Source organism: Bacillus sp. LH1 (genome assembly GCF_057924895.1).
Map to the genome: position 1 here is coordinate 5,303,433 of NZ_CM175007.1, position 12,706 is coordinate 5,316,138.

Here is a 12,706-nt window from a genome sequence, read left to right on the forward strand (position 1 = left end):
TTTATTCTTAATAATAATTTATTCGCCTTCACAATCGTTAAGATAGATACATCCTACTTAACTAATAAGTTAAAATGACATGAATAAGAAGTTATATGCAATAGACATGATAAAGCTGTTTGAAATACGAGAATTAACCATAAGAATCTAACTTCCCGCCACCTTTTTAATAGAAAGTTGATTTACAAAGTTTATATGCGTTAAACTTATACAGATGTTCTTGTAATCTTCTTCCTTTCAAAAGGCTTGTATATATGATGCAAGACATAAAAAACTTGAGGAGATAAAAATTCTATGATGGAACAAAAGCAACTTGTTTCTGTTGTCATACCCCTGTATAACACGGAAAAATATATTGAAGAAACGATGCAGTCAATACTAGATCAAACATATAAAAATATCGAAATTGTAATTGTAGATGATGGAAGTAAAGATCAATCACCTTCTATTGTGAAAAACCTTGCTGAAAAATATCCAGGGCAAGTAAAATACGTTCATCAAAAAAACCAAGGTGTTTCAGTAGCTCGTAATACGGGTATTGAAAATGCTAGTGGAGAATATGTCGCTTTTCTTGATAGCGATGACTTATGGCATCCAACTAAAATTGAGAAGCAAGTCGAAAGTATGCATAAAAACAACATGGACGCTTGCTATTGTGGTTATATGAATTTCTACGAAGAAACAGGTGAGAAGGTTGAACATACAACAAACTTTATTAAAGGTGATATGGCAAAAGCATTCCTAACGCATCAAGTTGTTGCTCAAACAAGTACTTGGATTTTCAAACGATCCATCGTAATGGATCATAACATTCGTTTTACACCAGAATGTAGTTGGGGCGAAGATTTAGAGTTTTTATTTAAACTTATGAGTGTGACAAATGTATGTTATGTCCATGAATACTTAACTTATTATAGAATCTTATCAGAAGGAAATCTTTCTTCTAAGTATAAAGATTATGAATTAAAAACGACAAAAGAGCTGGAAGTATTCAATCGTATGAAGGAATGGGTACATAATAAATCTCAAGATTTCATTACAAAAGATTCTCAGTTACTTATTGAAATTCTTGAGACTTATTTATTCCCTTATACAGTCATCAATAACGCTTGTATATATATTAAAGAAAACTCTCAATTAGATAAATCACAAGTTCAATTAATCAAAAAAGATATAAAGAAATATTGCCGTAAAGTCTATTCAAAGAATGGAAAACGTAGTAAAAAACTATATGCAATGCTTTGGTTTGTACGAATTAAATTTCTGTTTTCTTAAACTGAAAATATAACGATACTCTCTCTTTCTGTGAACAAATCAAATTTACAAATAGGACAAGCTAACCGGGTCCTAAAGAATAGAAAGGTCTTTTCTCATGAAAACAAATAAAATTCTAAAAAACGCATCCTACCTGTTTGTAGGAAACATTACTGTCCGTTTTGTACTGGCTATTGCAACAATTTTCTTTGCAAGGTATGTTTCTCCAAGTGATTACGGTATGTTTACAACTGCGTTAGCAGTTTCAGCTGTTATTTGTTACTTTACAGATGCAGGTTTAACACATACGTTTATGCGTGAAGGAACGAGAAGCGATGCTAATATTAGCGTACTAATAAGTAGTTACTTACGTATTCGTTTAATATTAGCTATCGTAATTTCTGTACTTTTCGCTATTTTTGCCCAGTTCTTCTATCCCGATGCTTACTTACGCGCGATGGTATATTGGGTTGTTCTACCAACAATGTTCGGAGCAACCTTACAAGGTGTTGGAATGGCTTACTTCCAAGTAACAGAACGCATGCAATTTACAGCTATTATTTCTGTACTACAAGGTGTAACTGCTGCTGCTGCCCTATTACTAGGGATGTCTTTCCAATGGTCACTTATGATGGTTGCTGCCATGTACGGGGTATCTAGTCTTGTAACAGGTGTTATCGCCTTTATAATGACAATACGTTATACGAAGGTCCATAAGGGTTGGGATAAAGGCATTTTAGATCAACTACTTATTTTTACAATCAATGGCATCATCATTATGCTCTTACCACAATTGGGCCCTATTATATTAGAAAAGGTTTCAACGTATAATCAAGTTGGATTCTTTGGTGCTGCATCTAAAATACCTGCTGTACTATATCAAATACCTGGGGTAATTGCAGCGGCCTTTTATCCAAGGCTTTTTGCTTTTGGTAATGAGAAAAATATTGAAGAACATAGAAAATTATCAAGTTTTGAATTAAAACTTATGTCTTTTTTAGGAATGGGAATTTCTATCCCTTTTATTGCGGATCCAAGTTTCTGGATTGTTAGTTTATTAGGAGAAGAATACGCTCCCGCCGGTGACGCTCTTGCTATTCTAGCGTTTATGGTTATTTTACAATCAATTAACTATCCACTAGCCGATAATTTAACAACGATTGGCCAGCAATGGAAACGTGCAACAACAATGACTATTGGATTAGTTGTTGCCATCATAGGTTATATTGTATTAGGTAGTAAATATGGAATGATGGGAGCAGCTGCCGCAGCTATCCTTACCGAAATTACACTATTAATCGGATTTACCCTCTTTATTCGTAAAGGCATGCAATTATTAGTTAAAGGAGTTATATTTAATTCCTTAGCCTTTATTATTAGTTACGGTATATACCGAATTGCATTAATCAACTTACCGCCACTAATTGCTTTAACTCTTACTGGTATACTATACGGTATAATTGGAATTGGAATTGATCCTCAAATACGTGGATTTGTTTTAGGGTTTATAAAACAAAAGCTCATTCGCAAACATGCTTAAAAGCAAAAAGCTTTTCCTATTTAAAAATGGAAAAGCTTTTTGCTTTTTTTATATACCATCATTTTTCTTCAGTAAAAAAATGCTATATATTCCAGCTCAAATTGACTTACTTTCTGAAAATGCCTTATACTAAATTACATGTAAACTATGAACTTCAACGCTTGTAAAAATATATATGCTTCAACAAAAATATATATTTTCTCATGTTAAAACTAAAGAACACACCTTTAAAAATTGGTGTGTTTTTATATGCTACCTAAAAACTAGTTGTTACATGTAACGACTTTCAAAGGAGGATTATCAATTTTTATGAGCATAAAGCCGAATAATAAATTCTTTTCCAAGAAAACAATGATAATTATGCCAATATTATTATTGTGCGCTTTTGCTTTTCATTATTTCTTTTTAACATCTAATCAAGCCTTTTCTGGTACAGGGGATGCGTTACGTCAATTTGGCTTTTTTACGTTTCTTCTACAACATGCCTTTAAAGATGGCAACCTTTTTTGGTCTTTTGATTATGGATTAGGTGGAGATTTATTTGGAGAGTTTAGTTATTATTACAGCACATCACCGTTTTTCTGGATTACACTGTTACTACCTAAACTAAGTCTTGAGCAAGTATATGACGTGAAATTATACATGAGTATTTTAAAAAACTTTTTAGCTATGGTATTCATGTATGGTTCTTTACGTTACCATAATAAAACAGCATTCTCATCTTTTGTTGCTGCTATTATATATGGTGGCTGTATTACTTTCATCCGCCACTCTTTACTATGGGATTTCATGGCTGATGCCATTGTATTTTTACCATTAGTAATATGGGGACTTGATAAATATATTATTGAAAAGAAGCACGGCCTTTTCCTAATCGCTGCTACTTTAATGTTAGCATCAAACTTTTATTTTGCTTTTATCACAAGTATTTTCATATTTATTTATGCATTATTCCAATACTTTGCGACACAACAAAATAAAACGATTGTCTCTTTTCTAACTTATTATATTAGAATCGGTTTATTGTACGGATTATCACTCGGTTTAGCCGCCGTTTGCTTCCTCCCATCAGTTAATGCCGTATTTAGCGCTGATCGACTATCAAAAAAGTTTGAGATACCATTATTATTTGAAGATAAATTTTATAAAGATTTAATGGAAAATATTTTCTTCATGTATAATGCTGAAAATCATCAATTAGCTTTACCAGCTTTAATTTTATTCTTAATCGTATTTGGAATGTTTATACGTGATAAACTCGTTAAGAATAAAGTATTCTTTACGTTATTCATGTTCATTCTGTTTATGCTTCCATATACATATTCTATGTTTAATGGTTTTTCAGCAATGCAATCTAGATGGTTTTATTTATTTGTATTTGTAATTGCCCAAACAATTGCATACATTCTAGATTGGATGATTATTCATAAGAAAGACTACAAATTACCTTATTTAATAAGTTTATTAGTGTCTATTGGATTATTCATTTATGCATTTTATAGAAAGGCAAATATAAATGTAACTGATAAACCTTTACAAGACGTTGATAACATTTTACTCGGAACTGTCGTTCTTTCTGTTATTACAGTATGTTTATGGCGTTATATTTCTAAACCTTTCATACAATTTTTAGTTGTATTGAACGTACTCGTTAGCACAATTTCTATGAATTATATGTATGCGAATAATATACTTAGCACAGTTTACGGACAGAGCCAGATTTCAACTGAAAAGTTACACGAACCAGGCTATGATAATCAAGAAGAAATTGCTGCAATTCGCTACATACAAGAAAATGATAAAGACTTTTATCGTATTCTTAATCCATATAGCGAATATAACACACCAATGCTACAAGGATATCATGGCGTAAGTACGTATCAAAGCTTGGTTAATTATTATGTCCATGACTTTATGAAAAATAAATATGGCGTATTCCAAATGTACGATACACCTTCAATGTTTTATCAAGCTGATAGTCGACTACTACTCGAAAATATGCTAGGTATAAAATATCGCGTATTAAGTGCTGATACAGATTCAAAGAATGTACCTTATGGATATAAACTATTACAGCAAGTAGGACCATATAATATTTACAAAAATGACTATGCTTTACCGTTAGGATATGTATATGATTCGGCTATAAGTGAAGAAGAATTTTCTAAATTAAACTTTGCTCAGCGTGATCAATTATTATTACATGCTGTTGTCGTTAATAATACAAAAGAATTTTCATTAAACCATTTTAATAAACAAGACCTTAAATCAAAGGCAGTATCTATTAAAACGGAAAAAGCAAAATTCGAAAACATGGAAAAACAAGAAAATAAACTAATTGTTCATGGCTTTGGAAATATGATTGTACCTATCAATTATCCTGATACACCTGGTGATCTACTGATAGAATTAAAATTAAAAAATGCAGGCACATTCAATGCAACTGTTAATGGAAAAACGATAGGAAAAGGGGACGATGCTGGTGCATACTCTTATCCGTTAGAAAGGTTTGTTTACAATTTGGGCAATGAGCGTCCAGAAAACCTAACTATCTCTATTGATATGGCAGGTGAGTATGAATTAGGTGACTTGCAAGCAAATATTGTAAACTATGAAAGTATACAAAAAGAAACAAAAAAACTAACTGAAAATAGACTTGAAAATATTTATTATAAGAACAATTATTTAAAAGGGGATATCAAATCAAATAAAGACGGGCTCTTATATCTATCTGTCCCATATAGTAAAGGCTGGACTATAAAAATTGATGGGAAAGAAACAGAATTTACGAAAGCGAATTCTGCCTTTATCGGTGTTCCAATTACAAAAGGTTCACATGTAATCGAAATGACTTACGTTACACCTTACTTCAAATTAGGTATGACTATATCAATCATCTCACTAATTATCTGTATAGCTTTACTAATTTTCAAAAATCCAAAAGCACGACGAAAATTTTCTTTTAAAAAGCAATAATGAGCACTTAATGAATCATGAAGCTATCTATTTAGATAGCTTCCTAAAATAATATCTAAATATTATTTTAATCCACTACAAACAAGGAGTGTCAAACATGACCCTTTCAATAGTTGTACCATGCTACAATGAAGAAAAGGTGCTTCGAGCCTTTTATTCAGAGACTTCCCTTGAAATTCATAAATTAACTACCGATTATGAATTTGTTTTTGTTAATGATGGTAGTAAAGATGCTACATTAAATATTTTACGTGATTTAGCTAGTGTAGATTCATCGGTACACTACATATCATTTAGTCGAAACTTCGGAAAAGAAGCTGCAATGTTAGCTGGTTTAAAATATGCTACAGGCGATGCAATTGTTATTATGGATGCTGACTTACAACACCCTCCTACGTTAATAAAAGAACTGTTAGAAGGATATAACGACGGCTACGACCAAGTCATTGCAAAAAGAACAAGAACTGGTGATTCACCCGTTCGCTCTTTCGTCTCTCGTCTTTACTATAAAGTGATGAATAAATTTGTAGATATTGAATTAGTAGACGGTATTGGTGACTTTAGACTTTTAAGTCGAAGAGCAGTAGATTCTTTATTATCTTTAAGTGAATACAACCGATTTTCAAAGGGCTTATTTTCTTGGATCGGTTATAACGAATTAATCATTGAATATGAAAATGTATTACGTTCTGATGGAGAAAGTAAATGGACCTTCTCGAAATTATTAAATTATGGAATTGATGGTGTAATTTCATTCAATAATAAACCGTTACGTCTATCTATATATCTTGGATTACTAACAACCATTTTAGGACTTTTATACGTAATCACTACGTTCGTTCAAATCATCCTCGGTGGTGTGGAAGTTCCTGGTTACTTTACTCTCATTTCCGCTATACTATTTATTGGCGGTATTCAACTCATATTCCTAGGTGTTATTGGTGAATATATCGGTCGTATTTATTATGAAACAAAACGTAGACCGCATTTTATTGTAGCTGAAAAGAAAGTTAGTGAAGTTAAACAAAAGGCATAACCAAAAAGTTACTTCTGTAGGAGAAGTAACTTTTTTATATACTAACATTTACAAACACTTCTTTTGAAAAAATATACATTTTGAAATGATAGCATTATATGAAAGAATTTAGTATCATGATTCAAGGTACTATTTCAAGTTGGACGGAGGATACTATGAGCTTATTAACAGTTGAAAAATTAGGACATACATTTGGCGATCGTACATTATTTAAAGATGTATCTATGCGATTATTAGCAGGTGAGCACGTTGGATTAGTTGGTGCAAACGGTGTTGGTAAATCAACATTCATGAATATCATTACTGGTCAGCTTATTCATGACCAAGGTCGCGTAGAATGGACACCGGGCACACATTACGGCTACTTAGATCAGCATACTGTTTTAACACCTGGGCGTACAATCCGTGACGTACTAGCGGATGCATTTTTACCGTTATTCGAAAAGGAAAAAGCTTTAAATGAAGTTACAGAAAAAATGGGAACTGCTACACCAGAAGAACTAGAAGAACTTCTTGAGCAAATGGCAGAAATACAAGATGTACTTGAAGCAGGTGGTTTCTACTTACTAGATATGAAAATTGAAGAGGCTGCACGTGGTCTTGGAATTGATGCAATTGGTTTAGATCGTGATGTTTCAGCATTAAGTGGTGGACAACGTACAAAGGTATTGCTTGCAAAGCTATTACTTGAACAGCCAGAAGTGTTATTGCTTGATGAACCTACTAACTATTTAGACGTTGAACATATTCATTGGTTAACAAATTATTTGAAAGAATATCCACATGCATTCTTATTAATTTCTCATGATACGGAATTTATGAACAAATGTGTTGATGTTATTTTCCATCTAGAATTCACAAAAATGACACGCTATACAGCGACATATGAAAAATTCCTAGAACTAGCAGAAATCAATAAAAATCAACATATAAACGCTTATGAAAAACAGCGCGAGTTTATCAAAAAGCAAGAAGACTTCATTGCAAAGAACAAAGCTCGTTATTCAACGACAGGTCGTGCAAAGAGTCGTCAAAAACAACTTGATCGCATGGAGCTTATTGATCGTCCGGAAACAGCAATTAAACCGGAATTCTCATTTAAAGAAAGTCGTGCAAGTAGTCGCTTCGTCTTTGAAGGTGAAAATGTAGAAATCGGATATACACATCCGCTACTACCAAAGCTATCAATGACGATTGAACGTGGTGAAAAAATTGCTATTGTTGGATGTAACGGTGTTGGTAAATCAACGTTGCTAAAAACAATCTTAGGTAAAATTAAACCTTTAAGCGGTAAAACAAGTCTTGGTGACTTCTTAGAGCCTGCATACTTTGAACAAGAAGTTAAAGCTGATAATATAACACCAATTGATGATGTATGGAATACATTCCCTGGCCTAGACCAGCATCAAATTCGTGCGATGTTAGCAAAATGCGGATTAAAAAATGAACATATTTCTCGCCCATTAAGTCAATTAAGTGGTGGAGAACAAGCAAAAGTTCGTTTATGTAAGCTAATGGGTGAGGAAAGTAACTGGCTATTATTTGATGAGCCGACAAACCATCTTGATGTTACAGCAAAAGCGGAACTTAAGAAGGCTATGAAAGCATATAAAGGAACAATTCTCCTTGTATGTCACGAACCGGACTTCTATGAAGATTGGATCACAAAAGTTTGGGATGTTGAAGAATGGTCTCAAAATAGTAAGTAGTCTTTAAGAAAAAACTCCTTGTGTAGACAAGGAGTTTTTTACTTATTTTTATTAAGAATTTTTTATATTGTAGTATCCTATAAGGCGTAATCGAAATTCTTTTAATTCCGGATACGCCTCTAAATTTGCTAACATACCTCTAATTACCGGAATTCTTGGATTAAGCAATCGTATTTCCGCCTCTAAAACATCTAATGTAACCAACAGCTCATCATCCTCTAATTGATCAGCTAAAGTGCGCTTAAATACAATAATCTCTTTTAAAAAATGTTCTTTAACTTGTTCCTTAATAAGCTCTGATTTACAAAGGAATTCTCCAAGCTTTTCTTCATGTAAAATAGGTTCTTCCGAAGATTCTACTAAGCCATCTACTAATTTATCTACTCTTTTTAAAATAAAAGCAGCTACATACGATAAATCAATTTCTGGTGCTTGTAAAATAATTAATTCTAAATACCCACGGCATATGCCTTCTACCATAATTACTAAATCCAATAAATATGGCATAACCTTTTCACCATAAATGGACAATAAACTATCCCGATAAAATGCATGAGACTCTAACTTCATCCGCATCATAAATTCTTCTACTTCTTTATTAAACGGAATCGCATTTTCTCTCGCATGCATAATAATAAATTCTTTATGCTTTTGTATATCATTAAACTGACAATGTAATTGTTTTGCAAATTTTTCACGTGGTAATAAAGACTCTTGTTCAATATCCAGCATTTTTTTTTGGATTTTGTCATAATAATATCGAAGTGTCACTAATAAAAGCTCATCTTTCGATTTAAAATATAAGTAAAAAGCTCCCTTAGATATACCACTAGCTGTCACAATTTCCTGCACTGATGTCGCATTTACACCCTTAGTAGCAAATAACTTCATAGCCGATTCTATAATTAAACGCTCTTTTTCTTTCATATCTTCTCTCCTAAATTTAATCTCGCATCTTATTATAAATGTATTATACCATCTCTTTTTATTGACGATTGACCGAACGGTCAGTTATATTATGTATTAGACTGACCAGTTGGTCAATATAATAAAAAGGGAGCGCAAACATGAACAAAATCATCAATTTCTCGTTAAAAAATAAGTTCGCAGTTTGGCTACTAACCATTATTGTTACTATTGCGGGGATCTACTCTGGACTCAATATGAAGCTGGAAACAATCCCTGATATTACAACACCGATTGTGACAGTAACTACGGTCTATCCTGGTGCTACACCAGAAGAAGTAGCTGATAAAGTTTCAAAGCCGATGGAAGAACAACTACAAAATTTAAGCGGTGTTAACGTTGTGAGTTCATCATCTTTTCAAAACGCATCTTCTATCCAAGTAGAATACGATTTTGATAAAAATATGGAAAAAGCAGAAACAGAAATTAAAGAAGCTCTCACAAATGTAAAACTCCCAGAAGGTGTTAAAGATCCTAAAGTTTCACGAGTAAACTTCAATGCCTTTCCAGTTATTTCGTTAAGCGTGGCAAGTAAGAATGAATCTTTAGCTACCTTAACTGAAAATGTAGAAAAAAATGTTGTACCAGGATTAAAAGGACTTGATGGTGTTGCATCTGTTCAAATTGCTGGCCAACAAGTAGATGAAGTACAGCTTGTCTTCAAGAAAGATAAAATGAAAGAACTAGGACTAAGTGAAGATACCGTAAAAAATGTGATTAAGGGATCGGATGTATCTTTACCACTTGGCTTATACACATTTAAAGACACGGAAAAATCAGTTGTTGTAGATGGCAATATTACAACGATTAAAGCGTTAAAAGAACTTAAAATCCCAGCTATACCTTCCTCACCTAACGGTCAAGGTAGTCAAAATGCTGGCGCTGGTGCACAAACGCCGCAAATGAATCCAGCTGCTATGAACGGGATTCCAACAGTTACATTAGACGAAATTGCTGACATTAAAGAAGTTGGGAAAGCAGAATCTATTTCTCGAACAAATGGAAAAGAAGCAATTGGAATTCAAATTGTGAAGGCCTCTGATGCAAATACAGTTGATGTTGTAAATGCAGTAAAAGATAAAGTAAAAGATCTTGAGAAAAAATATAAAGATTTAGAGATCATTTCAACATTCGACCAAGGTGCACCTATTGAAAAATCAGTTGAAACAATGCTGAGCAAAGCAATTTTCGGTGCTATCTTTGCGATTGTTATTATTATGCTGTTCCTACGAAATATTCGAACAACGTTAATTTCTGTCGTTTCAATACCACTTTCTTTATTAATTGCTGTTTTAGTCATAAAGCAAATGGATATTACGCTTAACATTATGACACTTGGAGCAATGACCGTTGCTATAGGCCGCGTTGTCGATGACTCAATTGTTGTTATTGAAAATATTTACCGACGTATGTCGTTATCAGAAGAGAAATTACGTGGAAAAGATTTAATTCGTGAAGCTACGAAAGAAATGTTTATCCCGATTATGTCTTCCACCATTGTAACAATTGCTGTATTTTTACCGCTTGGACTAGTAAAAGGTATGATTGGTGAAATGTTCTTACCATTCGCCTTAACTATCGTCTTTGCTTTATTAGCATCATTACTAGTAGCAGTTACAATCGTACCGATGCTAGCTCATTCCTTATTTAAGAAAGAGAGCATGAGGGAAAAAGAAGTACATCATGAAGAAAAACCAAGTAAATTAGCAAATGGATATAAACGCATACTTGCATGGGCTTTAAATCACAAAATTATTACATCAAGTATCGCTGTCCTTCTATTAGTTGGTAGCCTTGCACTTGTACCAGTTATCGGTGTAAGTTTCTTACCTTCTGAAGAAGAAAAAATGATTATTGCAACATATAATCCTGAACCAGGTCAAACGTTAGAAGACGTTGAAAAAATTGCAACAAAAGCTGAGAAGCACTTCCAAGATAATAAAGACGTCAAAACAATTCAGTTCTCATTAGGTGGAGAGAATCCAATGAGTCCTGGTCAATCAAACCAAGCAATGTTCTTCGTACAATATGATAACGACACGAAAAACTTTGAAAAAGAGAAAGAACAAGTCGTTAAAGATTTACAGAAGATGTCTGGCAAAGGCGAATGGAAAAACCAAGACTTCGGAGCAAGTGGCGGTAGTAACGAAATTAAACTATACGTTTATGGAGATAGCTCAGAAGACATTAAGCCTGTCGTAAAAGATATTCAAAATATCATGAAGAAAAATAAAGACTTAAAAGATATAGATTCTAGTATTGCAAAAACATATGCAGAGTACACTTTAGTCGCAGATCAAGAAAAGCTGAGTAAAATGGGCTTAACGGCTGCTCAAATTGGAATGGGACTTTCTAATCAACATGATCGCCCTGTTCTGACAACAATTAAAAAAGACGGTAAAGATATCAATGTATATGTAGAAGCTGAAAAACAAAATTATGAAACAATCGATGACTTAACAAATCGCAAAATTACAACACCACTTGGTAATGAAGTAGCTGTGAAAGATGTTATGACTGTAAAAGAAGGTGAAACATCGAATACAGTAACACACCGAGATGGACGTGTTTATGCAGAGGTTAGTGCCAAATTAACATCTGATGACGTTTCAAAAGCATCTGCTGCAGTACAAAAAGAAGTAGATAAAATGGATCTTCCTTCTGGTGTAGATGTTTCTATGGGCGGTGTTACTAAAGATATTCAAGAATCATTCAAGCAACTTGGCCTAGCGATGTTAGCTGCGATTGCCATTGTATACTTCGTTCTTGTCGTTACATTTGGTGGTGCCCTAGCACCATTCGCAATTTTATTCTCGCTACCATTTACAATTATTGGGGCTCTTGTTGCCTTATTAATCTCTGGTGAAACATTAAGTGTATCTGCAATGATTGGTGCGCTTATGTTAATCGGTATCGTTGTAACAAACGCAATCGTGCTTATCGACCGCGTTATTCATAAGGAAAATGAAGGACTATCAACACGTGAAGCTTTATTAGAAGCTGGTGCAACACGCCTTCGTCCAATTTTAATGACTGCAATTGCAACAATCGGTGCTCTTATTCCGCTTGCATTAGGATTTGAAGGTAGTGGCTTAATTTCTAAAGGACTTGGCGTAACGGTAATTGGTGGATTAACAAGTTCAACGTTATTAACACTTCTTATTGTTCCAATCGTTTATGAAGTATTAAGCAAATTTAAAAAGAAAAAAACAAAATAACAAAAAA

Annotated in this window: 7 protein-coding genes; 6 read left to right on the forward strand and 1 reads right to left on the reverse strand. The window is 33.3% G+C overall.

The annotated features are described in order from the left end of the window. Positions 1 to 294: 294 nt before the first annotated feature. From ACX9TM_RS27400 to ACX9TM_RS27420, 5 genes are all read left to right on the forward strand, one after another. The gene (locus ACX9TM_RS27400; protein WP_065382186.1) at positions 295 to 1,275 is read left to right on the forward strand and encodes a glycosyltransferase family 2 protein; all 981 of its coding nucleotides are present in this window, start codon (positions 295 to 297) and stop codon (positions 1,273 to 1,275) included. A 97-nt stretch (positions 1,276 to 1,372) separates the two neighbouring features. Continuing rightward, a complete protein-coding gene (locus ACX9TM_RS27405; RefSeq protein ID WP_046393130.1) occupies positions 1,373 to 2,794 on the forward strand; it encodes an oligosaccharide flippase family protein in 1,422 nt (473 codons plus the stop codon). Positions 2,795 to 3,103: 309 nt separating this feature from the next. Further along, positions 3,104 to 5,770 (forward strand): YfhO family protein, encoded by a 2,667-nt coding sequence (locus ACX9TM_RS27410; RefSeq protein ID WP_000023708.1) that lies wholly within the window; start codon positions 3,104 to 3,106, stop codon positions 5,768 to 5,770. Positions 5,771 to 5,867: 97 nt separating this feature from the next. Beyond that, complete coding sequence (locus ACX9TM_RS27415; RefSeq protein WP_063219912.1) at positions 5,868 to 6,806, forward strand: glycosyltransferase family 2 protein; 939 nt, start codon at positions 5,868 to 5,870, stop codon at positions 6,804 to 6,806. A 155-nt stretch (positions 6,807 to 6,961) separates the two neighbouring features. Further along, entirely contained in the window at positions 6,962 to 8,515 is a 1,554-nt protein-coding gene (locus tag ACX9TM_RS27420) for an ABC-F family ATP-binding cassette domain-containing protein (protein WP_065382187.1), read from the forward strand. Positions 8,516 to 8,566: 51 nt separating this feature from the next. Here the strand turns inward: ACX9TM_RS27420 and ACX9TM_RS27425 are convergent, their stop codons facing one another. Beyond that, the gene (locus ACX9TM_RS27425; RefSeq protein WP_065382188.1) at positions 8,567 to 9,442 is read right to left on the reverse strand and encodes a TetR/AcrR family transcriptional regulator; all 876 of its coding nucleotides are present in this window, start codon (positions 9,440 to 9,442) and stop codon (positions 8,567 to 8,569) included. A 140-nt stretch (positions 9,443 to 9,582) separates the two neighbouring features. Between ACX9TM_RS27425 and ACX9TM_RS27430 the strand changes: the two genes are divergently transcribed. Beyond that, the gene (locus tag ACX9TM_RS27430) at positions 9,583 to 12,699 is read left to right on the forward strand and encodes an efflux RND transporter permease subunit (RefSeq protein ID WP_001033494.1); all 3,117 of its coding nucleotides are present in this window, start codon (positions 9,583 to 9,585) and stop codon (positions 12,697 to 12,699) included. Positions 12,700 to 12,706: the final 7 nt, after the last annotated feature.

Excerpts from the sequence above, each read along its gene's own strand:
- ACX9TM_RS27400 (WP_065382186.1), top strand. The coding sequence starts at position 295 with ATGATGGAACAAAAGCAACTTGTTTCTGTTGTCATACCCCTGTATAAC.
- ACX9TM_RS27405 (WP_046393130.1), top strand. The coding sequence starts at position 1,373 with ATGAAAACAAATAAAATTCTAAAAAACGCATCCTACCTGTTTGTAGGA.
- ACX9TM_RS27410 (WP_000023708.1), top strand. The coding sequence starts at position 3,104 with ATGAGCATAAAGCCGAATAATAAATTCTTTTCCAAGAAAACAATGATA.
- ACX9TM_RS27415 (WP_063219912.1), top strand. The coding sequence starts at position 5,868 with ATGACCCTTTCAATAGTTGTACCATGCTACAATGAAGAAAAGGTGCTT.
- ACX9TM_RS27420 (WP_065382187.1), top strand. The coding sequence starts at position 6,962 with ATGAGCTTATTAACAGTTGAAAAATTAGGACATACATTTGGCGATCGT.
- ACX9TM_RS27425 (WP_065382188.1), bottom strand. The coding sequence starts at position 9,442 with ATGAAAGAAAAAGAGCGTTTAATTATAGAATCGGCTATGAAGTTATTT.
- ACX9TM_RS27430 (WP_001033494.1), top strand. The coding sequence starts at position 9,583 with ATGAACAAAATCATCAATTTCTCGTTAAAAAATAAGTTCGCAGTTTGG.